The sequence below is a fragment of the Kocuria dechangensis genome, from assembly GCF_014636775.1.
GTDB lineage: Bacteria > Actinomycetota > Actinomycetes > Actinomycetales > Micrococcaceae > Kocuria > Kocuria dechangensis.
Window position 1 is genome coordinate 299,353 of the sequence record NZ_BMEQ01000001.1, and the last position, 23,549, is coordinate 322,901.

Sequence of the window (23,549 nt, forward strand, 5' to 3'; positions counted from 1 at the left end):
GTGCGGGCCCCGGTCACGGAGCCCGCACGCCTCTGGTTGCGGGGCCGGGCCGGGCGTAGCGTGAGGGGCACCACCGCTCACGACGATGCCCGACGGGAGAGCAGCCGATGACGAGCAGGCACGGGACCGCGTCCACGGCGCCCGGCGAGAAGCCGAAGGGCATCGCTCTCCCCGGACTGCTGCTGGGGGTGGGGCTGGGCGGCTTCGTCGACGGGATCCTGCTGCACCAGGTCCTGCAGTGGCACCACATGCTCACCAGCGCGGCCACGGCCAACATCGACATCGGGGACCACCCGGCCACCACCGTCCAGGGGCTGGAGATGAACACGCTGTGGGACGGGTTCTTCCACACCTTCACCTGGCTCGCGGTGCTGGCCGGGCTCGCGGTGCTCTACTCCCGGGTGACCCGCTCCGGGGGCCGGGTGTGGACCTCCCGGGTGCTGTGGGGCTGGATCCTGGCCGGGTGGGGAGTCTTCAACGTGGTCGAGGGCGTCGTCGACCACCACCTCCTCGGGATCCACCACGTGATCAGCGGGCCCTACCAGACCCTGGCCGACATCGCCTTCCTGGCCCTCGGTGCCCTTCTGGTCCTCGGCGGCTGGCTGCTCCAGCGCTCGGGCCGCCCCCTCGACCTGGCAGCCGAGGAGCACCGCGAGCGGTGACGGCCGCCGCCCGCGCCGTGTCGGCCTGTCTGCTCCCCGCCGGGGGCGACGAACGGGACGGGCCGGCCGGAGCGGACGCTCCGGCCGGCCCGTCCCGTGGATCCAGGTGCGTCTCCGGCAGATCGGCCTAGCGGTGGGCGTCCTCGCGCAGGCGGTGCACGAACGGTGAGGCGATGACCGCGACCAGGCCCAGGATGCCGCCGACGACGAAGGCGTCCTGGGAGCCCAGCACCAGGGCGAGGGCCTCGGGCGTGCCGTCGGAGGCGGACGCGCCGGCGCCGATGGTCATCGCGGCGATGAGCACCGCGACGCCGGCCGCGCCGGCCAGCTGCTGGAGGGTGTTCATGATCGCCGAGCCGTGGCCGTAGAGCTCGCGGGGCAGCGCGCCCAGGGCCACGGTCATCAGCGGCGTCATGAGCATGGCCATGCCGATGCAGAACACCACGTGCATGGCGACCACGAGCCCGGTGGAGATCTCGGCGTCGACGGTGGAGAGCCACCACTGGCCGCCGGCCAGCAGGACCGCGCCGGGGACGACGATCGGCCGCGGGCCGACCTTGTCGTAGATCCGGCCGACGATCGGCGAGATGACGCCCTGGATCAGCCCGCCCGGCAGCAGCATGAGCCCCACGGTCAGGACGCTGACGCCCAGGCCGTTCTGCAGGTAGATCGGCAGGACCATGACGGTGCCGAGCATGGTCGCCATGGCGATCATCACGATGATCACGGAGATCCGGAAGTTGTGCACGGCGAAGGGGCGCAGGTCCAGCAGTGCGGAGTCGGAGGCGCGCTGCAGGCGCAGCTGGCGGGTGATGAACAGCACCAGGGCGACCATTCCGACCGCCAGGGCCGCGACCGGGGCCCACGAGCCCTGGAACAGGGCGCTGATCGAGGCCAGGCCGTACACGATCCCGCCGAAGGCGAAGGCCGAGAGCACGATCGAGAACGCGTCCAGCGGGACCTTGCGGGTCTCGCCGGTGGTCCTGATGAGCACCAGCCCCAGGACCAGGACGACCGCGGCGATCGGCAGCATCAGCCCGAACACCCAGCGCCAGCCCAGGGAGTCGACCACGATGCCGGACAGAGTGGGGCCGACGGCCGGAGCCACGGAGATCACCACGGAGTTCAGGCCCATGATCGTCCCGCGGTGCTGGACCGGGACGTAGGTCAGGGTGGTGGTCATCAGCAGCGGCAGGATGATCGCGGTGCCGCCGGCCTGGACGACGCGGCCCAGCAGGATCACGGCGAAGCTCGGAGCGAAGGCGGCCAGCGCCGTGCCCACCAGGAAGAGCAGCATCGCGGCGGTGAACAGGCTCTTGGTGGTGAAGCGCTGCAGCATCCACCCGGTGGTGGGGATGACCACGGCCATGGTGAGCATGAACCCGGTGGTCAGCCACTGGGCGGTGGCCGCCCCGACCTGGAAGTCGCCCATCAGGTTGGGCACGGCGACGCTGAGGACGGTCTCGTTGAGGATCATGATCAGCGCGGAGACCACCAGCACCGAGATGACCATGGTCACGTGCCTGGTGGTGGGACGCTCCGGCTCGAGCTCCAGCGCGGACTCGGCGGCGGTCTGGGCCACGGCGCGCATCTGGCCGGTCGGGAGCTCCTCCCGGGGGTGGACGTCAGTCGTCATGGGACACCTTTTTCTGGGTCTTCGGAAGGGTTTCAGCTCATGATGGCACATTGTGCCATTGCGGCATAAGGTGTCATTATCTGATGTGCACATCCTCACGGGAGGCCGCGTGCTCACAATGGGACGCATGAACGACGACATCCCCCACGACCTGCGCGCCCGGCGCCGGATGGACACCCACGACGAGATCCACCGGGCCGCCCTCGAGCTGTTCGAGGAGCAGGGGATCCGCGAGACCACCGTCCAGCAGATCGCCGAGCGCGCCGGCGTCTCCCCGCGGACGTTCTTCCGCTACTTCTCCGCGAAGGAGCAGGCGGCCCTGCCCGGCCAGCGCCGCATGCTCCGGGCGATCGACGGGCTGGAGGTCTCCGGGGCGGAGCCGGACGCCGTCCTGCGCGCCGTGGAGGCCATGGCCGAGACCGTGATGGGCGGGGAGAACGACCCCGCCCTGCAGGAGCACCGCCGCGTCATGCGGCTGCTGGCCCAGGAGCCCGACCTCCAGGCCCTGGCCGCCTCGCAGGACCAGGTGCTCGCCGCGCGCCTCCGGGACCGGCTCGCCGAGCAGCTCGCCGGCACCGATCCCCTGACGGTCCTGCTGATCGCCGAGGTGGCCGTGGCCGTGTGGCGCGCCTCGTGGGAGCGCTGGGGCGAGCTCGCGGTCCACGGCGACGCCGGTGACCCCGTGGAGCTGTACCGCCGCTGCCGCGAGGAGCTGCGTCGCGTCGTCGGCTGAGGCCCCGCCCGCCGGTCGCACGGTGCCCGAGGCGTCCGCTCCTCGCCGGCCGGCACGCCGGGGGCCTCCCCGGTGCGCGGTGACGTGCGCGGTGATGTGCACGGTGATGCGCCCGGTGATGTGCACGGGGAGGGACCGGCGGCGTATCGTCGTCGGACACCGACCCGACGGGAGGGCGTCCATGAGCCGCAAGCCCCACCTGCGCCCGGGGCTGGTCCTGCTGGTCGCCGTGGGCGGGGCCGCCGGGACGCTCGCCCGCTACGGGCTCAGCGCCTCCGTGCCCGCCCGTGAGGGGTGGCCGGTCGCGACGCTGCTCGAGAACCTGGTCGGGGCGTTCCTGCTCGGCCTCCTCCTGGAGGCCCTGGTCCGGGCCGGCGACGAGACGCCGGCGCTGCGGAGGGTCCGGCTCGGCCTCGGCACCGGGCTCCTCGGCGGGTTCACCACCTTCTCAGCCTTCGCCCTCGAGGTCGGGCGCCTGCTGACCTCCGGGTCGACGGCGCTGGCCGCCGGCTACTTCGCCCTCTCGATGCTGGGCGGGCTCCTCGCCTGCCTGGCCGGCGTCGTCCTCGCCGCCCGCCACCACCGGTGGCGCGAGGGACGCCTGCCCCTGGACCCCGACCGGGCCGGCGTGCCGGACCCGGCCGAGCCCCGGCGGGACCGCCTGTGATCATCGCGCTCGTCGCCGTCCTCGGCGGAGCCGGTGCCGCCACCCGCTTCGTGGTCGACGGGCTGATCCGCTCCCGGTGGTCCGCCGTCTTCCCCGTCGCCACGGTCGTCGTCAACGTCACCGGGTCCCTGCTGCTCGGCCTGCTCGTCGGCGCCTCCGCGGCGGGGGTCGTCGGGGAGCCGCTGCTGACCGCCGCGGGCGCGGGGTTCTGCGGGGGGTACACCACCTTCTCCACCGCCATGGTCGAGACGGTGCGCCTGGTCCAGGACGGCCGGCTCCGGCGGGCGGCGCTCAACGCCCTGGGCACGGGGGTGCTCACTGTGGCGGCGGTCCTGGGCGGGATCGCTCTGGGGCAGGCCCTGCTCTGACGTCTGCGCCGCGATGCGGCCCGGCTCTTGTCCCGGTCCCCGGTGCGGAGTAATCTACAACCAAATGGTTGTAGAAAATGTGCTGACGGACGCGGAGACGGACCGTCTCTTCCAGGCGCTGGCGGACACGACCCGCCGGGACATCGTCACCCGGGTGCTCCAGCGCGAGCAGTCGGTGTCGGAGCTCGCCGGGCACTACGCGATGAGCTTCGCCGCCGTGCAGAAGCACGTGGCGGTGCTCGAGCGCGCCTCGCTCGTGACCAAGCAGCGGCGCGGCAGGGAGCAGATGGTGGGGGCCAACATGGACGCTCTCCGCAGGGCCGGCCGGCTGCTGGACCGGTACGAGCAGCTCTGGCGCCGGCGCGTCCTGAGCATCGAGGACGTGCTCACCGGGAGCATGCCCGCCGACCACGCGTCCGCCGACCGTCCATCCCCTGACCGCTCGTCCACCGAGATCCCCTCCGCCGAGAATCCGTCCACCCACGACCCATCCACCGGGAACCCACAGCCGAGAGAGGAGCGGTGACATGCCTGTCATCGATTCACACCAGGACACCGAAGCGCTGACCCTCACGTTCGTCGCCGAGTTCGACGCGAGCATCGAGCGCGTCTGGCAGGTCTGGGAGGACCCGCGCCAGCTGGAGCGCTGGTGGGGCCCGCCCCAGTGGCCCGCCACCTTCGAGCAGTACGAGTTCACCGAGGGCGGGCGCTGCCGCTACTACATGACCGGCCCGGACGGGGAGAAGCCGCGCGGCTGGTGGACGATCACCGCCATCGACGCGCCGCGCCACCTGGAGTTCGACGACGGCTTCGCCGGGGAGGACGGCGAGCCGGACATGTCCCTGGGGACGTCGCACGCCGTCGTGACGCTGGGGACCGTCGACGACCGGACCCGCATGAGCGTCGTCTCGACCTTCGAGAGCGCGGAGCAGCTCCAGCAGATGCTCGAGATGGGCATGGAGGAGGGCATGCGCCAGGCTCTCGAGCAGATCGACGGGCTCCTCGCCGGCGCCGTGCGGACGGGGGACACCTCTTCCACCCGCTGAGCGGCGGCCCGCCCCGCGCACCACGGCGCCGCCCCCGGAGTGTTCCGGGGGCGGCGCCGTCGTGGCCGCGCTGTTGGCGGTGCCGGCGGTGGCCGCGGACGGCGCGGGTCAGGCCTCCTGCGGGACGCCGGTCCCGGCGGCCGACTCCTCGGCGGACTTGTCGGCGGACTCCTGAGCGGAATCCTCGGGCGGCTCCGGGACGCCCCGGCCGTCCTTCTGGGTCTTCTCCGCCTTTCCCGTCTTCGCTCGTTCCGTCGTCTCGGCCTTCTTCAGCGACCGCAGCTCCAGCCGGCGCTCGTGCGTGCGCTCGGCCTTCTGCTCCGAGCTCCGCTCGGACCGGCGCTCGGCGTGCTTCTCCGCCTTCCGCTCCTTCTTCTTCTCCTCCTTCTTGTCCTCCGGCGCCTTCTCGCCGGGGGCTCCGGCGGCGGGGGTCGCCTGCTCGCGGGCCGGGGCCCTCTCCTTGAGCGGGGCGTCGCCCGAGGCCCTCAGCCGGCGGTAGTAGGCGGCGGCCTCCTCCTGGCGCTCGGCCTCGATCCCCGTGGCGATCTCCGCCCGCAGGTGTCCCTGCTCCAGGCCGAACGCCTCCACGAGATCGAGGGCGTGCGGGCGCAGCCGGGCGAGCAGCCGCTCGATGTACTCGTCGAGGCTGCGGCCGCGGCGCATCGACAGCCGCCCGTAGGAGAGGTACCAGGCGAGATTCTTCTCGATGAGCCGCAGCCCGAACACGTCCCGCAGCCAGGTCAGGACCGTCCGGGTGCCCGGGTCCTCGACCTGCTCCAGGCCGCGGGTGAACGCCTCCCACTGCAGCAGTTCGGCGTGGGCGCGGGCCGTCGCGATGAGCTTGTGCTGGTGCTCGTTGAACAGGGCCGCGGCGTCCGCACGGGGCAGCTTCGCGGTGGGCCGCAGGGCCTCGGCGACCTCCGCGACCATTGTCTGGACCCGGTCGGTCAGCAGCGCCCGCTGCGCGGACTCCTCGCGCAGGGCGTTGACGGAGCGGCGCACGTCCCCGGTGTCCCGGAACGCCTGGCCGAGCTTGCGCAGGCCCGAGCGGTGGAACGTGGCCTCGGTCGCCCGGCCCGCCACGTAGCGGGCCATCACGCCCATGTCCACCTGCTTGAACTCGTTCGACCAGTCGGTGAGCAGCCGCTTGGCCACGAGCTGCAGCAGCACGGTGTTGTCGCCCTCGAAGGTGGCGTAGACGTCGAGGTCGTGGCGCAGCGAGGTCAGCCGGTTCCGGGTGAGGAACCCGGCGCCGCCGCACGCCTCGCGGCACGTCTGCAGGGTGTCGAGGGCGCTCCACGTGGACAGCGCCTTGAGCGCCGCGGCCAGGGTCTCGAGGTCCTGCCGGTTCTCGTCGGTGTCCTCGCGGCCGGAGAAGACGTCGTCGTACTTGTGCAGCAGCTCCTGGTGGGCGAAGTTCATCGCGTACGTCTCCGCGAGCAGGGGCAGCAGCCGGCGCTGGTGCTCCTGGTAGTCCAGCAGCACCTCCTCCTGGACGTCCGAGGACGCGTTGAACTGGCGGCGCTCGCTGCCGTAGCGGATCGCGATGGCCAGCGCGGCCTTGTTGGCGACCACGGCGGCGCCGTCGAGGGAGACCCGCCCCTGGACGAGGGTGCCGATCATGGTGAAGAAGCGCCGGCCCGGGCTCGCGATGGGCGAGCTGTAGGAGCCGTCCTGGGCCACGTCCCCGTACTTGTTCAGCAGGTGCGTGCGGGGCACCCGGACACGGGTGAAGTGCAGGCGGCCGTTGTCGATGCCGTTGAGCCCGCCCTTGTGCCCGTCGTCCTCCCCGCCCACGCCGGGCAGGAAGGCTCCGTCCTCGTCCCGGATGTCCACCCAGAACGCGTGCACGCCGTGGTTGACGCCGAGGGTGACCAGCTGCGCGAAGACCACGGCGGCGCGCCCGTGCACGGCGGCGTTGCCGAGGTAGTCCTTCCACGCGGCCCGGAACGGGGTGTGGATCTCGAACTCCTCGGTGGCGGGGTCGTACGTCGCCGTCGTGCCGATCGAGGCGACGTCGGAGCCGTGGCCGATCTCGGTCATGGCGAACACCCCGGGGATCCTGAGGTCCCGGATGTCCGCGAGCCACCGGCGGTGGTGCTCCTCGGTGCCGAGGTTGAGCACGGCCGAGCCGAACAGGCCCCACTGCACGCCGGCCTTGATCTGCAGGGACGGGTCGCCGAGCAACAGCTCCTCGAACCCGGAGACGTTGCCCCCGGGGTCGTTGTGCCCGCCGTAGGCCTCCGGCAGCCCGCGGCTCATGGCGCCGTGCTCGACCAGCAGGTGCAGCTGCCCCAGGACGCGCTCGCGGTGGTCCTGGTGGGTGAGGTTCTCGTGCTTGTGCAGCCGCTCGTCCAGCAGCATCCGGCGGGTCTCGCGGCGGGTGCCGGCCCAGCGCCCGAGCAGCAGCTCGCCGAGGGCGGCGACGTCGACGGCGGGGGCCGCGTCCGCCGGGGTGCCGGACGCGGTGGCGGAGGGGCCGGGGGCGCCGGGTGTGGGCCGGTCGACGGTGGTGGTCATGACAGCTCCTGTCGTGGATGGCCGGCGGTGGCCGGTGCGGGACCGTGGCCGGTGTCGGCCCGGGTCCGTCGTGTGGTTCAGGTGGGAGGCGGTCCGGGGTCCGCGGCGCCCGGGGTTCCGGGCGCCTCCGCTCCGGAGGCACCCGGCGGGCGCATGCCGTTGACGGCCCAGCCCAGGATCAGCGCGGTCATGCGCTCGCGGGACGGCCGGGGGGTGCCGTCGGGCGTGTTCATCCACGCCTCGCCGGCCCCGCGGACCATGCCGATGGTCGAGGACGCCCAGTAGCTGAGCATCGGCTCGGTCAGGCGCCGCTCGGCGGGGGAGTGGCGCACGTGCGCCTCGGCCAGCAGCGCGGACACGGAGTCGACGAACTCCTGGATGAGGTAGCGCTCACGGCCCTCCGCGGCCGGACCCTCCTGGGGCCCGTCGGCCTTCTCCGCCTTCTCGGACCTCTCGCCCTTCGGGCGCTCGGGGCGGTGCCGCTCGCCGCGCCCGCGGCCGGGGTCGGGGGAGACGCTCACCACGAAGCGGTACACCGCCGCCGAGCGCTCGATGCTCAGCAGGTACTCCGCGACCATCGCCTCGAGGGTGCCCTCGAAGGTCCCGGCCGCGCGGACGGCCTCCTCCAGGCGGTCCCGCATCCGGGTCACGGTGTACTCGCCGACGGCCCGCTGCAGTCCCGCCTTGTCCCCGAAGTACCGGTAGTAGACGGACTTGGACGTCCGGCACGCGGACGCGATCTCCTCCATCGAGGCCTGGGGGCCGAGCTCGTCGACGGCGGCGCGGGCGGTGCGGATGAGCTCGATCCGTCGCTGGGCGCGGTGGCGGGCCCAGCGGGAGGAGCGGCCGTCCGGTGCGGGCGCCGGCTCGTCCGACGGGGACTCGGGAGTGCTGACCTGTTTCACGATACCCAGGGTATCAGGTAACATCGCCGTTGACGTGATCGGCATCACATGAACCGCAGGAGCCCGAGGAGCACACCATGACCGAGTCCCCCCAGCAGAACCCCGAGCCCACCCCCCAGCAGTCCTCCGAGCAGCGCGCCGGGGCCACGGCCGAGCGCACCACCCCCGGCCCCGCCGACCGGACGGGCGTGGCCCGCCGCGCCGTCGTCGTGGGCGGCAACCGCATCCCCTTCGCCCGCGCCCACGGCGCCTACGCCACGGCCGGCAACCAGGACATGCTCACGGCCGTCCTGGACGGCCTGGCCGCGCGCTTCGGGCTGGCGGGGGAGCGGATCGGGGAGGTCGCGGCCGGGGCCGTGCTCAAGCACCCCAAGAACTTCAACCTCACCCGCGAGTCCGTGCTGGGCTCCGTGCTGGACCCCCGCACGCCCGCCTTCGACGTCCAGCAGGCCTGCGCCACGGGCATGGAGGCCGTCTCCACCCTGGTCAACAAGATCCGGCTCGGCCAGATCGACTCCGCCATCGCCGGCGGTGTGGACTCCGCCTCGGACGCCCCCATCGTGGTCAGCGAGGGGCTGCGCCGCTCCCTGCTCGAGCTCAACCGGGCGAAGACCACGCAGCAGAAGCTCCGGGCCCTCGCCCGGCTGCGTCCCGCCGACCTCAAGCCCGTGTCCCCCGGCACCGGGGAGCCCCGCACCGGGCTGTCCATGGGCGAGCACCAGGCCATCACCACCGCCCGGTGGGGCATCGGCCGCGAGGCCCAGGACGAGCTGGCCGCCGCGAGCCACCGCAACCTCGCCGCCGCCTACGAGCGCGGCTTCTACGACGACCTCGTCACCCCGTTCCGCGGGGTCTCCCGGGACAACAACCTGCGCCCGGACAGCACCCGGGAGAAGCTCGCCGGCCTCAAGCCCGTCTTCGGGAAGTCCCTCGGGGCCGAGCCGACCATGACGGCCGGCAACTCCACCGCGCTCACCGACGGCGCCTCCGCGGTGCTGCTCGCGTCCGAGGACTGGGCCGCCGAGCACCGCCTGCCGGTGCTGGCCGAGGTCGTCGACGTCGAGGCCGCGGCCGTCGACTTCGTCCACGGCGACGAGGGCCTGCTCATGGCCGGGGCCTACGCGGTGCCCCGCCTGCTGTCCCGCCAGGGGCTGGCGCTGGCGGACTTCGACTTCGTGGAGATCCACGAGGCGTTCGCCGCCACGGTGCTCGCGACCCTCGCCGCGTGGGAGGACGAGCAGTTCGGCCGGGAACGGCTGGGCCTGGACGGCGCGTTCGGCACGCTGGACCGGAGCAGGCTCAACGTCGCGGGCTCGTCGCTGGCGGCCGGCCACCCCTTCGCCGCCACCGGCGGGCGGATCGTGGCCACCCTCGCCAAGCTCCTGCGCGAGCGCGCCGACGAGACCGGGCGCCCCGCCCGCGGGCTCATCTCCGTGTGCGCCGCCGGCGGCCTCGGCGTCGCCGCCGTGCTCGAGGCCCGCTGACCCCCCCCGTCCCCGACGACCAGCAAGGACCCTCATGGCAGACACCTATCTCGACCTCGTCAGCTCCGCCCCCGGCGCACGGCTCGCCGGCCGGCTCGGCCTGCCCGCCCCCGCCCGGTTGCGCCGCCACCGGCGGGGCGCGCCCCTCGTCCCGGGCCCCGTGCTCGTGCTGGGCCGGGGGGCGGAGGCGGACCGGATCGCGACGGCCCTGCTCGGCTGGGACCTCGACGTCCGCCGTCACCCCGAGGACGTCGCCCGCTTCGGCGCGGTGGTGCTCGCCCTCACCGGGATCGAGCGGCCCGCGGACCTCACGCAGCCCGCCCTCGGGCTCGGCGGGGTTCTGCGCTCCCTGGCCTCCGGCGGACGGGTGGTGACCGTCTCGCGGCCCGCCCCCGGCATCGGCACGGGCGCGGCCTCGGCCACCCCCGCCGCGGCGGTCCCGGTGCCCCCGGCCGTCGCGGCGGCCCGGCAGGCCGTCGTCGGCCTGCTGCGCTCGGTGGCCCAGGAGCTGCGCGGCGGCGCGACCGCCAACGGCGTCCTCCTGGGCGAGGGGGTCGCCCCGGAGGCCCCCAGCGCGCTGGGCGCCCTGCGGTTCCTGCTCTCCGGGCGCAGCGCGTTCGTGTCGGGCCAGTTCGTCACGGTCGACGACGACGCCGGGGCCCTCCCGGACGACTGGGAGGCGCCGCTGCGGGGCAAGGTCGCAGCGGTCACCGGCGCGGCCCGCGGCATCGGCGCGCAGATCGCCCGCACGCTCACCGAGGCCGGCGCCCGCGTCGTCGTCGTCGACGTGCCCGCCGCCGGCGAGCCCCTCGCCGCGCTCGCCAACGAGCTGCGCGCCGTGGCCCTGCAGCTCGACGTCACCGACGAGCACGCCGGGCGGCGGGTTTTCGAACTGGCGCGGGAGCGCTTCGGCCGGCTCGACGTCGTGGTGCACAACGCCGGGATCACCCGGGACAAGCTGCTGGCCAACATGGACGAGGAGCGCTGGTCCTCCGTGCTGGCGGTCAACCTCGAGTCCCAGCTGCGGATGAACGAGCAGCTGCTCGCCGGCGAGGGGCTCGGGGACGCGCCCCGCATCGTGTGCCTGGCCTCCACGAGCGGGGTGGCCGGCAACCGCGGCCAGACCAACTACGCCGCCTCCAAGGCCGGCGTGATCGGGCTGGTCGCCGCCACGGCGCCGCTGCTGGCCGCGCGGGGCGGGACGATCAACGCGGTGGCCCCCGGCTTCATCGAGACGGAGATGACCGCGGGGATCCCGGCGGCCCGGCGCCAGGTCGCGCGCCGGCTGAACTCCCTGCAGCAGGGCGGCCTGCCGGAGGACGTGGCGCAGGCCGTCATCTTCCTCGCCTCGGACGCCGCCGGCGGCGTCAACGGCCAGACGCTGCGCGTGTGCGGCCAGAACCTCGTGGGGGCCTGACGGTGGACGAGCAGATGGACGGGCAGATGGACGAGCAGACGGACGAGCAGACGGACGAGCAGATGGACGGGCCGGGGCACGGGGCCCGGCGCGACCAGGTGGTCCTGGGCGAGGTCCCGTCGCTGCGCGGGCTCTTCGCCCGGGCCGCGGTCCTCGCGGCCGGAGGAGGCCTGGCCCGGGCGGCAGCCGCCAGGCTCCCCGGGCGGCTGCGCGGCGACGGAGGGGGAAGGCCCGAGCTGCCCCCGGTGGAGCACGTGGTCGAGGGCGTCACCGTGGACCCGTCCCGGCACGAGGCCTTCTGCCGCGTGGTCGGCGCGCCCCTGCGGGAGGGGCCGGGAGGGACGGAGGCGTTCTCCGGGCACCTGCACGCCCTGGCCTTCCCCGTGGCGATGAGCGTGCTCACCCGCCCCGACTTCCCCCTGCCGCTCCTGCGGATGGTGCACCTGGCCAACGAGGTCGAGCACCTCGCGCCGGTCGCGGTCGGGGAGGACCTCACCGTCACCGCCCGCGCCGAGCGGCTGCGGCCGCACCGGGCGGGGGCCCAGCTGGACGTCGTCGTGCGGCTGGACCGGGAGGACGGCCGGCCCGTCTGGACGGGCCGCTCCACCTACCTGGCCAAGGGCGTGCGCGTGCCCGGCGCGCCCGGGGAGCCGCCGCGCCCGCGGTTCGTGCCGCCGGCGCCGACCGGCCGCTGGTCGCTGCCCGCCGGCACGGGCCGCGACTACGCCGCCGTGAGCGGGGACTGGAACCCCATCCACCTCTCCGGGCCGTCCGCGAGGGCGCTCGGGATGAGGGGCGCCGTCGCCCACGGGATGTACTCGGCCTCGCGGGCCCTCGCCCAGGTCCGGGTGCCCGCGGGCACCCCGTTCCGCTGGACGGCCGAGTTCGCGGCACCCGTGCTCCTGCCGGGCGTCGTGGCCTTCTCCGTGGCCGACGACGGGCGCGGCGCGGACTGGACCCGCTCCGACTACGCAGGGTGGGATCCGCGCACGGGGCGCCCGCACTTCACGGGCGGCGTCGCGCGGCTGGGCGGATGAGGCCCGCCGGGGGTCGCGTTCGAACGGAACACGCCACGGTGTCCGTTCGAACGCGGCTCCTCGGCTGCGGGACATGCAGAACGCGCCTCCTCTGCGGCCGCCGCACCGGGACGGGGCAGCACTAGGATCGACGCCATGCGCACCGACCCGCCGCGCCCGCTGAACGCCCAGGGCCCGCCGCTGCCCACCCCTCGCGTCTCGGCGCAGTGGTGGCGTGACGCCTGCTTCGTGCACTGGAAGGCCGACCCCGGGCTGGTGGCGCCGCTGCTGCCGCGCGGGGTGCGGCCCGACCTCCACGAGGACCACGCGTGGGTGGGGCTGGTGCCGTTCCGGATGGACGGCGCCGGCCTCGGCCCGGCGGTCCGGGTCCCGTGGCTGGGCAGCTTCCTCGAGCTCAACGTGCGCACCTACTCCGTGGACGAGCGGGGGCGCCGGGGCGTGGTGTTCCTCACGCTGGAGGCGGAGCGGGCCGCGGTCGTCGTGGCCGCCCGGACCGTGCTGAACGTGCCCTACCGGTGGGCCCGGATGCGCTGCGCCCGGGAGCGGGACGCCGCGGGCCGGGACGTGCTCGAGTACCGCAGCCGACGCCGTGCGCTGCGCCCTGAGGCCAGGGTGACCAGCAGGCTGCGGGTGGCCGTGGGGGAGGCGATCGAGGAGCCGGGGCCGCGCGAGCTGTTCCTCACGGCGCGCTTCGGGCTCCACACCCCCTGGTGGGGGCGGCCCCTGTGGGTGCCCAACACGCACGGTCCCTGGCCCCTGCACCGGGGCGAGCTGCTGGGGCTCGAGGACGACCTGGTGCGGGCCGCCGGCCTGGGGGACCTGGCGGAGCGCCCGCCGGACAGCGTCCTGTGCTCCCCGGGGGTCCGCACCCGGTTCGGGCTGCCGCTGGACCTGGACGACCCCCGCTGACCCGGCGCCGGCCCAGAGGCTGCCCAGCACGGCTCCCCGGCACGGCCGCGCCGTCGGCCGTCGTGTCCGGCACGTGGGCCACAATGGTCGGGTGAGCCCACAGCAGAGCACTGACGAACGACCCGTCGACGCCACCGGCCAGGACCTGAACCCGGCCGAGCCGGCCGAGGACCTCAGGGACCGGTACGCGGACCTCGTGGACCGTGTCCGGCAGGCGCGCACCGCCTACTACGTCGAGGACGCTCCCACCATCTCGGACGCGGAGTACGACGAGCTCTACCACCGGCTCGAGGAGCTCGAGGCGCTGCACCCGGAGATCGTGGCCAACGACTCGCCCACCCAGGAGGTCGGCGGCGAGGTCTCCGCGGCCTTCGCCCCGGTGAAGCACCTGGCGCGGATGTACTCCCTCGAGGACGTCTTCTCCACCGACGAGCTCACCGCCTGGCTGGAGAAGACCACCGCCTCGATCGAGGCGCTGCCCGGCGCCCCGGCGCCCGCGTGGCTGACCGAGCTGAAGATCGACGGACTCGCCGTGAACCTGCTCTACCGCGACGGCGAGCTCGTCCGGGCCGCCACCCGCGGCGACGGCACCACGGGCGAGGACGTCACCCACAACGTGCGCACCATCTCCTCCATCCCCACCACGCTCACCGGCGACGGGGTCCCGGCGGAGGTCGAGGTCCGCGGCGAGGTGTTCATCTCCTCCCGGGACTTCCGCGCCCTCAACGAGGCCATCGTCGCCGAGGGCCGCGCGCCGTTCGCCAACCCCCGCAACGCCGCGGCCGGCTCCCTGCGGCAGAAGGACCCCGAGGTCACGGCCCGGCGCCGGCTGTCCATGTTCGTGCACGGCGTGGGCGCCGCCACCGGGCTGGAGGCGGAGAGCCAGTCCGCGGTCTACGAGCTCCTGAAGGCCTGGGGCCTGCCGGTCAGCCCCTACTGCAGGGTGCTGGGCTCGACCGGCGAGGTGCTGGCGTTCATCGAGGAGTTCGGCCGCCGCCGCCACGACCTCATCCACGAGATCGACGGCATCGTGGTCAAGGTCGACGACCGCCGCACGCAGTTCCGGCTCGGTCACACCTCCCGGGTGCCCCGCTGGTCCGTCGCGTACAAGTACCCGCCCGAGGAGGTCAACACGAAGCTGCTCGACATCCTGGTGAACGTGGGCCGCACCGGCCGCGTCACGCCCTTCGGGCTCATGGAGCCCGTGCGGGTCGCGGGGTCCACCGTGGAGATGGCCACCCTGCACAACCAGGACGTCGTGAAGGCCAAGGGCGTGCTCATCGGCGACACCGTGGTGCTGCGCAAGGCCGGCGACGTCATCCCCGAGATCGTCGGGCCCGTCGTCGCCCTGCGGGACGGCACCGAGCGCGAGTTCGTGATGCCCAGCCACTGCCCCTCCTGCGGCACCGAGCTGCGCCCGGCCAAGGAGGGCGACGTCGACATCCGCTGCCCCAACGCCCGCAGCTGTCCCTCCCAGCTGCGCGAGCGGGTCTTCCACGCCGCCGGGCGCGGCGCGTTCGACATCGAGGCGCTCGGCTACGAGGCCGCTCTGGCGCTCACCCGCCCCGACGAGCCGGAGACCCCGCCGCTGACCAGCGAGGCGCAGCTGTTCGACCTCACGCCCGAGGACCTGCGCGAGGTCCGGATCCGGCGGGAGAAGAAGTCGAAGGGCGTGCCCACCGGGGAGACGGAGCTGGTCCCGTACTTCTGGACCAAGGGCACGGCCAAGAAGCCGTCGGAGCCCACCGCGACGACCCGCAAGCTCTTCGAGGAGCTCGAGAAGGCGAAGGCCCAGCCGCTGTGGCGGGTGCTCGTGGCGCTGTCCATCCGGCACGTGGGCCCCACCGCGGCCCGCTCCCTGGCCACGGCCTTCGGCTCCCTGCCGGCGATCCGCGCGGCGGACGAGGAGACCCTCGCCCACGCCGACGGCGTGGGCCCGGTCATCGCCGCGGCGGTCACCGAGTGGTTCACCGAGCCGTGGCGGTGCGAGATCGTCGCGCGGTGGGCGGCCGCGGGCGTGCGCATGGAGGACGAGGTGGACGAGTCCGTCCCGCGCACCCTCGAGGGCGTCACGGTGGTGGTGACGGGCAGCCTCGAGCGCTACAGCCGGGACTCCGCCAAGGAGGCCGTCCTAGTGCGCGGCGGCAAGGCCTCGGGCTCCGTGTCCAAGAAGACCGACTTCCTGGTGGCCGGGGAGAACGCGGGCACCAAGCTGGACAAGGCGGAGCAGCTCGGGGTGCCCGTGCTGGACGAGGCGGGCTTCGAGCTGCTGCTCGCCGAGGGCCCGGAGGCCTTCACCGACGGCCGCGCGATCGGCGGCACGGACGACGACGAGGACGGGGAGTGAGCATGGGACGCCACGACGACGTGCTGGAGGGCCTGGGCCCGAGCGGGCACGAGCTGGAGGAGCTGCTGGAGGTCGCGCTCGCGGCCGCCGAGGCCGGGGCCGAAGTGCTGCGCGGCCGGGACGCGGCGCAGTTCCACGTGGACCGCAAGTCGGGCGAGGGGGACTGGGTCACCCGCTTCGACGTGGCGGCGGAACAGGCCGTGCTACGCGCGATCCTGGAGCGGCGCCCGGACGACACCGTCACCGGTGAGGAGTCCGGCACGCACCGCCCCGACCACCCCTCCGGCACCCGCTGGTCGGTGGACCCCCTCGACGGGACCACCAACTTCATCCGCGACATCGTCTACTACTGCACGTCCGTGGCGGCCGCGGACGTGCACGGCAACTGGCTCGTCGGCGTCGTCAACGCCCCGGCACTGCGCCGGGTCTACTACGCCGTGCGGGGCGCCGGGGCCTGGGTCGAGGAGCACGGCGGCGTCCGCCGGCTGCAGGGGCCCCTCCCCGAGCGTCCCGGCAGGCTCTACGGCACCGGTTTCTCCTTCGACCCGGTGCGCCGTGAACGACAGTTCGATACTTTCTTGCGATCAATGGCGTCATATACGGACATGCGACGTCTTGGTTCTGCCGCGCTGGACCTGTGCATGGTGGCCGACGGGGCGCTCGACGGGTACGGCGAGCAGGGCCTGCACGAGCACGACTGGGCGGCCGGGGCGCTCATCGCCGAGGAGGCCGGCGCCCGCGTGGACCGTCCCGATCTTCCCTCGCCCCTGGACGGCGAGGTGCCCGCCGAGCTGCGCCTCGCGGCATGGATCACCGCACGTGAGAAGGGGATCGCCGGCTGATCGGCCGGTCCGCGGAGGGGTCGCCGGCGGGGAGCGTTCCCGTCCGTGATTTGACCGTAACCTTTCCGTTGCCCTAGCGTGATCTTCGGAGCGTCTTCCCGAGGGCCCCTGCCCTCCGCTCCGTGGGACCTCGGTCCCGTCTGCCGACCGGGGGCGAGTCGGCATCCTGCACCGCTCTTCCGTGTCATACCTCACATTCGGTGTGTTATACATCACGGAGCGTGCAAAAGGGTGGCCAAACGAAAATCGTTACGCTACCGTTATCAACAGCTTCCCCGAGGATTCCTCCGGGGATCCGGTGTGTCCGGAGCTCGATCTTCCGGCCTGCCAACAACTCCATGCTAGGTGCTGCCGTAACACCGCACGTCGTCTGAAGGGCAGACACCTGTAAGCACTTACCCATCAACACTTTTGACGGGTAGACGACGGCGCGAAGACATCCGGGGACGGAAACGAGCGCAGGTGGCCCGCGGGAGCATTATGAACAACACCTCCGCTATTCGTCGCAACGTCCGTCGTGGTGCAGCCGCCCTGGTTCTGGGTGGCACCGCTGTCGGCGCGCTGGCCCTGCCGGCCAACGCCGCTCCGGCCTCCACCTGGGACGCCCTCGCCGAGTGCGAGTCCGGTGGCAACTGGAACACCAGCACGGGCAACGGGTTCTCCGGTGGCCTGCAGTTCACCCCCTCGACCTGGGCCGCCTTCGGTGGCTCCGGTTCCCCCGAGTCCGCCTCCCGCGAGCAGCAGATCGCCGTGGCCGAGAACGTTCTCGACGGCCAGGGCTGGGGCGCCTGGCCCGCCTGCTCCGCCAAGCTCGGCCTGAGCGGCTCCGCTGCTCCCTCCGACAACCCCATGGGCTCCGCCACCACCGTGGCCCCGCAGTCCACGGCCGTCACCCCTGTCGAGGAGGCCCCCGCTCCGGCTCCGGCTCCCGCGCCCGCCGCCAAGGAGGCCCCGGTGGCCGCCCCGGCTCCCGCCGCTGCTCCGGCCCCGGCCCCCGCTGCGGCCCCCGTGGTCCAGGAGGCCCCGGCCCCCGCCGCCGAGCCCGTCGTCGAGTACGTCGCCCCGGCCGCCCCCGTGGCCCCGGCCGCCTCCGGCGAGACCTACACCGTCGTCGCCGGCGACACCCTCTCCATCATCGCCGCCAAGCTCGACATCGAGGGTGGCTGGGAGGCCCTGGCTGCCGCCAACGCCGGCAGCATCGCCGACCCGAACCTGATCTTCCCGGGCCAGGTGCTGAACCTCACCGTCTGATCCACCCAGGATCGGCCGCGCGGGCTCCGCGCCACGGCACGACGAAGGGCCTCTCCCCGACGGGAGAGGCCCTTCGTCGTGCCGGCTCCAGCTCTGCTCTGTCCGGTCCGCCGGCTCGGTCCACAGCCCCGCACCGCGTGCCGGCCCGGACCGCACCGCGTGCCGGGACCGGCACGGCCGGCGGGGAGGATCAGTCGGCCACGGGCCACAGCCACTGGTCGGCGGCCTGGACCACCGCGTCCCCGAAGGACACGGAGCGCTCGGCGCCCTTGGTCCGGTACGGCAGCACCACCGTCAGGGCCTCGCCCTCGCGGTGCTCCACCTGCACGGCCACGGCCGTCTGGCCCGAGCTGTCCGGCAGGGTCACGGGGAAGGCCACCCCGGCGCACAGGATGTCGTCCCGCAGCTCCGCCGCCCTGGCCCGGAGCGCGTCGAGGGCCGCCTCGGGGGAGAGCTCCTCGGCCTGCTCCGGGGGCAGGGCGTCCAGCTCGAACTCCCCGTCCTTGCGCCCCGTGACCAGGAACGCGGGGAACGCGCCGAACCGGCCCAGCTGGTCCTCGGCGACGGCCTTGACGTGGGCCACCAGCGTGTCGATCGCGGCCTGGCCGTCCTTGCTGACCCGCTGCCGCCAGGCGTTGGCGGCGTCGGCCGCGGACGCCGCGCGCGTCGTCGTCCCAGACTTCGCGCGGCCCCGCGGACGGTCCTTCCGGTCGCCGCGGACCTTCTTGCTGCGGGCGGGTGTGCTCTTGGCCATCTCGGGGTGCTCCTGTGTGGTGGTCGGTGCTCCCCTCCAGGGTATGCCCCTGCGGAGTCGCTCCCCGCCGGGAGGGAGGGGAACGCCGCGCGGCTAGACTGGACCGGAAAACAACCCCTACCACGAGCAGGAGTGTGCATGTCTGCGATCACCCGCGAGCAGGTCGCCCACCTGGCGAAGCTCGCGCACATCGAGATGAGCGAGGACGAGCTGCGGTCCATGGCCGGCGAGCTCGACCTCATCGTCGACTCCGTCGCGTCCGTCAGCGAGGCCGCCGGCCCGGACGTCCCGGCCACGAGCCACCCGATCCCGCTGCAGAACGTCTTCCGCGAGGACGTCGTGGGCGAGACCCTCACGGCCGAGGAGGCGCTCATGAACGCGCCCGACGCCGCCGAGGGCAAGTTCAAGGTTCCCGCCATCCTGGACGAGGAGTAGTCGCATGACGAACACCGGTACCCCCCAGGGCGTCGTCGGCCTCAGCGCCGCCGAGCTCGCCCAGCAGCTCGCCGCCGGCGAGGTCTCCTCGGTCGAGGCCGTGCAGGCGCACCTCGACCGGATCGAGGCGACCGACGGAGCGCCCCTCGACCCGGACGACCGCACCCGCGGCAAGGCCGGCGTCAACGCCTTCCTGCACGTCAACGCCGAGGAGGCCCTCTCCGTGGCCGCCGAGGTGGACGCCGCCCGCGCCCGCGGCGAGGAGCTCCCGGCGCTGGCCGGCGTGCCGATCGCCGTGAAGGACCTCATCGTCACCAAGGGCCAGCCCACCACCGCCGCGTCCCGGATGCTCGAGGGGTGGATGAGCCCCTACGACGCCACGGTGACCCGCAGGCTGCGCGCGGCCCGGATGCCGATCCTCGGCAAGACCAACCTCGACGAGTTCGCGATGGGCTCCACCACCGAGCACTCCGCGTTCGGCGACACCCGCAACCCGTGGGACCTCTCCCGCATCCCAGGCGGGTCCGGCGGCGGCTCCGCCGCGGCCGTGGCCGCCTTCCAGGCGCCGCTGGCCCTGGGCACCGACACCGGCGGGTCCATCCGCCAGCCCGCCGCCCTGACCGGCACGGTGGGCGTCAAGCCGACCTACGGCGGGGTCTCCCGCTACGGCGTGATCGCCATGGCCTCCTCCCTCGACCAGGTGGGGCCCGCGTCCCGCACGGTGCTCGACGCCGCGCTGCTGCACGAGGTCGTCGGCGGGCACGACCCGCACGACTCGACCTCCCTGCCCGACCCGGTGGGCGACCTCGTCGCCCAGGCCCGGGCCGGGGCCGCCGAGGGCGGGCTGAAGGGCCTGCGCGTCGGCGTGGTCAAGGAGCTGACGGGCGAGGGCTTCCAGGCCGGCGTCCAGCAGCGCTTCGACGAGGCCGTGGAGCTGCTGCGCTCGGCCGGCGCCGAGATCGTGGAGCTCTCCACCCCGAACTTCCGCTACGCCCTGGGCGCCTACTACCTCATCATGTCCTCGGAGGTGTCCTCGAACCTCGCCAAGTACGACGGCGTGCGCTTCGGCCACCGGGTGCTGCCCGAGGGCGGGCCCATGACGATCGAGCGCGTGATGGGCGCGACCCGGGCCGCCGGGTTCGGCGCCGAGGTCAAGCGCCGCATCATCCTGGGCACCTACGCGCTGTCCGCGGGCTACTACGACGCCTACTACGGCTCCGCCCAGAAGGTCCGCACCCTGGTGCAGCGCGACTTCGCGGCCGCCTTCGAGCAGGTCGACGTCCTCGTCTCCCCGACGGCGCCGACCACCGCGTTCGAGCTGGGCGCCGTGGACGAGTCCGCCGACCCCATGCAGATGTACCTCAACGACATCGCGACCATCCCGACCAACCTGGCCGGGATCCCCGCGATCTCCGTCCCCGGCGGCCTCGCCCCCGAGGACGGGCTGCCCGTGGGCATCCAGTTCATGGCCCCCGCCCGCGAGGACGCCCGGCTCTACCGCGCCGGCGCGGGCCTCGAGGCCCTGCTCGAGGACCGCTGGGGCGGGCCGCTGTGGAAGGACCTGCCGGACACCACCGCGCTCGTCCGCGACCTCTCCGGCGGCCTCGCCGAGTCCACCCTGTCCGCACCCGTCCGGGGAGGAGCCCGCTGATGACCCAGACCACCGAAGAGATCCTGTCCTTCGACGAGGCGATGGAGAAGTACGACCCCGTCCTCGGCTTCGAGGTCCACGTCGAGCTGAACACGAAGACCAAGATGTTCGACGCCGCCCCCAACATCTTCGGGGACGAGCCGAACACCGCGATCACGCCGGTCTCCCTCGGGCTGCCCGGTGTGCTGCCCGTGGTGAACAGGGTCGCCGTGGAGTCCGCCATCAAGCTGGGCCTGGCGCTGGGCTGCACGATCCGGCCCGTGTCCCACTTCGCCCGGAAGAACTACTTCTACCCGGACACCCCGAAGAACTTCCAGACCTCGCAGTACGACGAGCCGATCGCCGAGAACGGCTCCATCGACATCGAGCTGGAGGACGGGACGGTCTTCACCGTCGAGATCGAGCGCGCCCACATGGAGGAGGACGCCGGGAAGCTCACCCACATGGGCGGCTCCACCGGGCGCATCCACGGCGCCGACTTCTCCCTGGTCGACTACAACCGCGCCGGGGTGCCGCTGATCGAGATCGTCACCAAGCCCATCGTGGGCGCGGGGGACCGGGCCCCCGAGCTGGCCCGCGTCTACGTGGCGGCCATCCGGGAGATCGTGAAGAACCTGGGCATCTCGGACGCGCGGATGGAGCACGGCAACGTCCGCTGCGACGCCAACGTGTCCCTGATGCCGAAGGGCACCACCACCTTCGGCACCCGCTCCGAGACGAAGAACGTGAACTCGCTGCGCGCCGTCGAGCGCGCCGTGCGCTTCGAGATCCAGCGCCACGCGGCCGTGCTGGAGGCGGGCGGCGCGATCGTGCAGGAGACCCGGCACTGGCACGAGGACACCCGCTCCACCACGAGCGGGCGCCCGAAGTCCGACGCGGACGACTACCGCTACTTCCCCGAGCCGGACCTGGTCCCCGTCGTGACGGACCACGAGTGGATCGAGCGGCTGCGCGCGGAGCTGCCCGAGCCCCCCGCCGAGCGGCGCAAGCGGCTCCAGGCCGACTGGGGGTACTCGGACCAGGAGTTCCGCGACGTCGTCAACGCCGGGGTCATGGACGAGATCGAGCAGACCGTCGCGGCCGGTGCCGGCCCTGCCGCGGCCCGCAAGTGGTGGATGGGCGAGATCGCCCGCATCGCCAAGCAGCGGGAGACCGAGATCGCCGAGCTGGGCGTCACGCCGCAGACCGTGGTCGAGCTCAACGGGCTGATCGACGAGGGCAAGATCAACGACAAGCTCGCGAAGAAGGTGCTCCAGCACGTCATCGAGGGCGAGGGCACCCCGGCCGAGGTCGTGGAGCAGCGCGGCATGGCCGTGGTCTCCGACGACAGCGTCCTGTCCTCCGCCATCGACGACGCCATGGCCCAGATGCCCGACGTCGTGGAGAAGGTCAAGGGCGGCAAGGTCCAGGCCGTCGGCGCCCTCATCGGCCCGGTCATGAAGGCCACCCGCGGCCAGGCCGACGCCGGGCGCGTGCGCGAGCTGATCCTGGAGAAGCTCGGCGTGCAGGGCTGAGACCGAGGGGTCGCATCCCCCGCGGCCATGCACCGAGGGGCCGTTTCCAGCCGGAATCCACGAGGATTTCCGGCAGGGAGCGGCCCCTCGCGGCGTTGCGGGGAGGAACGGCGGCGACGAGATGGTGTGGGTGATCACCGCCTACATCCTGGCCTCGACGATCATGATGCCCATCTACGGGAAGCTCGGGGACCTGATGGGCCGCAAGCCCCTGCTGATCGCCGCGATCCTGCTGTTCATGGCCGGGTCCGTCATCGGGGCCGTGGCCGGCACCATCGAGGTCCTCATCGTCGCCCGGGTCTTCCAGGGCCTGGGCGGCGGCGGGCTGATGATCCTCTCCCAGGCCGCGATCGCCGACGTGGTCCCGGCTCGGGACCGGGGGAAGTACATGGGCATCATGGGCGGGGTCTTCGCCCTCGCCTCGGTGGCAGGCCCGCTGCTGGGCGGGTTCTTCACCGAGGGCCCCGGGTGGCGCTGGGCCTTCTGGATCAACATCCCCTCGGGCTGCTGGCCCTGGCCGGTGCCGTCCTCTTCCTGCACCTGCCCCGGCACACCGGCCGCCCGCGCCTGGACGTCGGCGGGATGCTGCTGCTGGCGGTGGCCACCACCTGCCTGGTGCTGTTCGCCACCTGGGGCGGGAGCAGGTACGAGTGGACCGACCCGGTCATCCTGGGCCTGGTCGCCGGCACCCTGGTGGCCGGGTCCTCCTTCGTGGCCGTGGAGCGGCGCACCGCCGAGCCCATCATCCCGATGCACCTGTTCCGTGAGACCAACTTCAACCTCACCACCGTGGCCGGGCTGTTCGTCGGCGTGGCCATGTTCGGGGCCATCGGCTACATGCCCACCTACCTGCAGATGGTCCACGGGGTCGACGCCACCGAGTCGGGGCTGCTGATGATCCCCATGATGGGCGCCCTGCTGCTCACCTCCACCGTCTCCGGCGCACTGGTCAGTCGCACCGGCCGCTACAAGTGGATGCCGGTGGCCGGCACCGTCGTGGTCGCGGCGGGCCTGGCCCTGCTCTCCACGCTGAGCGCCGGCACCGCCCTGTGGCACGTGTGCGCCTGGATGGGGGTCCTGGGCCTGGGGCTGGGCCTGTCGATGCAGCTCCTGGTGCTGATCGTGCAGAACACCTTCCCCCTGCGCGAGGTGGGCACCGCCACGGCGTCGAACAACTACTTCCGCCAGATCGGCGCCACCCTCGGCTCCGCCGTGGTGGGCAGCGTCTTCGCCGGGCGGCTGGCCGACCTGCTGGCCCAGCGCCTGCCCGCCGAGGCCGCCGGCGCCGGGGGCGGGACCAACTCCCTCACCCCGGCCCTGGCAGCAGCCCTGCCGGAGGCCATCAGGAACCCGGTCGTCACGTCCTACAAC

General features: G+C 73.4%; 20 protein-coding genes and 2 pseudogenes. 18 read left to right on the forward strand and 4 right to left on the reverse strand.

Translation table 11 applies throughout. The features are described 5' to 3' along the window. The first annotated feature begins 107 nt into the window (after positions 1-107). Positions 108-662: a DUF2243 domain-containing protein gene (locus IEW07_RS01280; RefSeq protein WP_188534011.1), complete on the forward strand. Its 555-nt coding sequence runs from the start codon at positions 108-110 to the stop codon at positions 660-662. Between the two features lie 127 nt (positions 663-789). Here the strand turns inward: IEW07_RS01280 and IEW07_RS01285 are convergent, their stop codons facing one another. Next, positions 790-2,298: an MDR family MFS transporter gene (locus IEW07_RS01285; protein ID WP_229741479.1), complete on the reverse strand. Its 1,509-nt coding sequence runs from the start codon at positions 2,296-2,298 to the stop codon at positions 790-792. A 127-nt stretch (positions 2,299-2,425) separates the two neighbouring features. On the opposite strand from IEW07_RS01285, the gene IEW07_RS01290 reads away from it, so the two are divergent. The 5 genes from IEW07_RS01290 to IEW07_RS01310 all read left to right on the forward strand — a co-directional run bounded on the left by IEW07_RS01290 (position 2,426) and on the right by IEW07_RS01310 (position 5,112). Next, entirely contained in the window at positions 2,426-3,031 is a 606-nt protein-coding gene (locus tag IEW07_RS01290; RefSeq protein WP_188534012.1) for a TetR family transcriptional regulator, read from the forward strand. Between the two features lie 181 nt (positions 3,032-3,212). Further along, the gene (locus tag IEW07_RS01295; RefSeq protein WP_188534013.1) at positions 3,213-3,698 is read left to right on the forward strand and encodes a fluoride efflux transporter FluC; all 486 of its coding nucleotides are present in this window, start codon (positions 3,213-3,215) and stop codon (positions 3,696-3,698) included. Beyond that, on the forward strand, positions 3,695-4,066 hold the full coding sequence (locus IEW07_RS01300; protein WP_188534014.1) for a fluoride efflux transporter FluC: 372 nt from the start codon (positions 3,695-3,697) through the stop codon (positions 4,064-4,066). Before IEW07_RS01295 ends, IEW07_RS01300 begins: the two co-directional genes overlap by 4 nt. A gap of 64 nt (positions 4,067-4,130) precedes the next feature. Further along, positions 4,131-4,592 carry an ArsR/SmtB family transcription factor gene (locus tag IEW07_RS01305; protein WP_188534015.1) on the forward strand — a complete coding sequence of 154 codons (462 nt, stop codon included), beginning with the start codon at positions 4,131-4,133 and terminating at the stop codon, positions 4,590-4,592. A gap of 1 nt (position 4,593) precedes the next feature. Continuing rightward, entirely contained in the window at positions 4,594-5,112 is a 519-nt protein-coding gene (locus tag IEW07_RS01310) for an SRPBCC family protein (protein WP_188534016.1), read from the forward strand. A 108-nt stretch (positions 5,113-5,220) separates the two neighbouring features. Here the strand turns inward: IEW07_RS01310 and IEW07_RS01315 are convergent, their stop codons facing one another. Both IEW07_RS01315 and IEW07_RS01320 read right to left on the reverse strand, forming a co-directional pair. Further along, positions 5,221-7,632, reverse strand: a complete 2,412-nt coding sequence (locus IEW07_RS01315) for an acyl-CoA dehydrogenase family protein (RefSeq protein ID WP_188534017.1) — start codon at positions 7,630-7,632, stop codon at positions 5,221-5,223. Positions 7,633-7,709: 77 nt separating this feature from the next. Continuing rightward, a complete protein-coding gene (locus IEW07_RS01320; protein ID WP_229741480.1) occupies positions 7,710-8,537 on the reverse strand; it encodes a TetR/AcrR family transcriptional regulator in 828 nt (275 codons plus the stop codon). Positions 8,538-8,614: 77 nt separating this feature from the next. Between IEW07_RS01320 and IEW07_RS01325 the strand changes: the two genes are divergently transcribed. From IEW07_RS01325 to IEW07_RS01355, 7 genes are all read left to right on the forward strand, one after another. Then, positions 8,615-10,021 carry an acetyl-CoA C-acetyltransferase gene (locus IEW07_RS01325; RefSeq protein ID WP_229741481.1) on the forward strand — a complete coding sequence of 469 codons (1,407 nt, stop codon included), beginning with the start codon at positions 8,615-8,617 and terminating at the stop codon, positions 10,019-10,021. Between the two features lie 34 nt (positions 10,022-10,055). Then, positions 10,056-11,438, forward strand: coding sequence for a 3-oxoacyl-ACP reductase (locus IEW07_RS01330; protein WP_188534019.1), 1,383 nt, complete (start codon positions 10,056-10,058; stop codon positions 11,436-11,438). A 26-nt stretch (positions 11,439-11,464) separates the two neighbouring features. After that, a complete protein-coding gene (locus IEW07_RS01335) occupies positions 11,465-12,475 on the forward strand; it encodes a MaoC/PaaZ C-terminal domain-containing protein (protein ID WP_308738202.1) in 1,011 nt (336 codons plus the stop codon). A gap of 135 nt (positions 12,476-12,610) precedes the next feature. Continuing rightward, a complete protein-coding gene (locus IEW07_RS01340; protein ID WP_188534020.1) occupies positions 12,611-13,384 on the forward strand; it encodes a YqjF family protein in 774 nt (257 codons plus the stop codon). Between the two features lie 91 nt (positions 13,385-13,475). Beyond that, a complete protein-coding gene (gene ligA / locus IEW07_RS01345; RefSeq protein ID WP_188534021.1) occupies positions 13,476-15,731 on the forward strand; it encodes an NAD-dependent DNA ligase LigA in 2,256 nt (751 codons plus the stop codon). Positions 15,732-15,733: 2 nt separating this feature from the next. Further along, positions 15,734-16,573, forward strand: coding sequence for an inositol monophosphatase family protein (locus IEW07_RS01350; protein ID WP_188534191.1), 840 nt, complete (start codon positions 15,734-15,736; stop codon positions 16,571-16,573). 480 nt (positions 16,574-17,053) lie between these two features. Next, positions 17,054-17,824, forward strand: coding sequence for a LysM peptidoglycan-binding domain-containing protein (locus IEW07_RS01355; RefSeq protein ID WP_188534022.1), 771 nt, complete (start codon positions 17,054-17,056; stop codon positions 17,822-17,824). Positions 17,825-18,014: 190 nt separating this feature from the next. On the opposite strand, the gene IEW07_RS01360 is transcribed toward IEW07_RS01355, so the two are convergent. Continuing rightward, positions 18,015-18,578: a hypothetical protein gene (locus IEW07_RS01360; RefSeq protein WP_188534023.1), complete on the reverse strand. Its 564-nt coding sequence runs from the start codon at positions 18,576-18,578 to the stop codon at positions 18,015-18,017. 138 nt (positions 18,579-18,716) lie between these two features. Here IEW07_RS01360 and gatC point away from each other — a divergent pair, with 138 nt between their 5' ends. From gatC to IEW07_RS21715, 5 genes and pseudogenes are all read left to right on the forward strand, one after another. Further along, positions 18,717-19,013, forward strand: a complete 297-nt coding sequence (gatC, locus tag IEW07_RS01365) for an Asp-tRNA(Asn)/Glu-tRNA(Gln) amidotransferase subunit GatC (RefSeq protein ID WP_188534024.1) — start codon at positions 18,717-18,719, stop codon at positions 19,011-19,013. A gap of 4 nt (positions 19,014-19,017) precedes the next feature. Next, the gene (gene gatA / locus IEW07_RS01370) at positions 19,018-20,664 is read left to right on the forward strand and encodes an Asp-tRNA(Asn)/Glu-tRNA(Gln) amidotransferase subunit GatA (protein ID WP_188534025.1); all 1,647 of its coding nucleotides are present in this window, start codon (positions 19,018-19,020) and stop codon (positions 20,662-20,664) included. Then, positions 20,664-22,178, forward strand: a complete 1,515-nt coding sequence (gene gatB / locus IEW07_RS01375; protein WP_188534026.1) for an Asp-tRNA(Asn)/Glu-tRNA(Gln) amidotransferase subunit GatB — start codon at positions 20,664-20,666, stop codon at positions 22,176-22,178. Before gatA ends, gatB begins: the two co-directional genes overlap by 1 nt. Before the next feature lie 166 nt (positions 22,179-22,344). After that, positions 22,345-22,617: pseudogene (locus tag IEW07_RS21710) on the forward strand (MFS transporter); the annotation flags it as partial. A gap of 29 nt (positions 22,618-22,646) precedes the next feature. Continuing rightward, positions 22,647-23,324, forward strand: a pseudogene (locus IEW07_RS21715) (MFS transporter); the annotation flags it as partial. Positions 23,325-23,549: the final 225 nt, after the last annotated feature.

Coding starts and splice junctions, on each gene's coding strand:
- IEW07_RS01280 (WP_188534011.1), top strand. CDS start 108: ATGACGAGCAGGCACGGGACCGCGTCCACGGCGCCCGGCGAGAAGCCG.
- IEW07_RS01285 (WP_229741479.1), bottom strand. CDS start 2,298: ATGACGACTGACGTCCACCCCCGGGAGGAGCTCCCGACCGGCCAGATG.
- IEW07_RS01290 (WP_188534012.1), top strand. CDS start 2,426: ATGAACGACGACATCCCCCACGACCTGCGCGCCCGGCGCCGGATGGAC.
- IEW07_RS01295 (WP_188534013.1), top strand. CDS start 3,213: ATGAGCCGCAAGCCCCACCTGCGCCCGGGGCTGGTCCTGCTGGTCGCC.
- IEW07_RS01305 (WP_188534015.1), top strand. CDS start 4,131: ATGGTTGTAGAAAATGTGCTGACGGACGCGGAGACGGACCGTCTCTTC.
- IEW07_RS01310 (WP_188534016.1), top strand. CDS start 4,594: ATGCCTGTCATCGATTCACACCAGGACACCGAAGCGCTGACCCTCACG.
- IEW07_RS01315 (WP_188534017.1), bottom strand. CDS start 7,632: ATGACCACCACCGTCGACCGGCCCACACCCGGCGCCCCCGGCCCCTCC.
- IEW07_RS01325 (WP_229741481.1), top strand. CDS start 8,615: ATGACCGAGTCCCCCCAGCAGAACCCCGAGCCCACCCCCCAGCAGTCC.
- IEW07_RS01330 (WP_188534019.1), top strand. CDS start 10,056: ATGGCAGACACCTATCTCGACCTCGTCAGCTCCGCCCCCGGCGCACGG.
- IEW07_RS01335 (WP_308738202.1), top strand. CDS start 11,465: ATGGACGAGCAGACGGACGAGCAGACGGACGAGCAGATGGACGGGCCG.
- IEW07_RS01340 (WP_188534020.1), top strand. CDS start 12,611: ATGCGCACCGACCCGCCGCGCCCGCTGAACGCCCAGGGCCCGCCGCTG.
- IEW07_RS01350 (WP_188534191.1), top strand. CDS start 15,734: ATGGGACGCCACGACGACGTGCTGGAGGGCCTGGGCCCGAGCGGGCAC.
- IEW07_RS01355 (WP_188534022.1), top strand. CDS start 17,054: ATGAACAACACCTCCGCTATTCGTCGCAACGTCCGTCGTGGTGCAGCC.
- IEW07_RS01360 (WP_188534023.1), bottom strand. CDS start 18,578: ATGGCCAAGAGCACACCCGCCCGCAGCAAGAAGGTCCGCGGCGACCGG.
- gatC (WP_188534024.1), top strand. CDS start 18,717: ATGTCTGCGATCACCCGCGAGCAGGTCGCCCACCTGGCGAAGCTCGCG.
- gatA (WP_188534025.1), top strand. CDS start 19,018: ATGACGAACACCGGTACCCCCCAGGGCGTCGTCGGCCTCAGCGCCGCC.
- gatB (WP_188534026.1), top strand. CDS start 20,664: ATGACCCAGACCACCGAAGAGATCCTGTCCTTCGACGAGGCGATGGAG.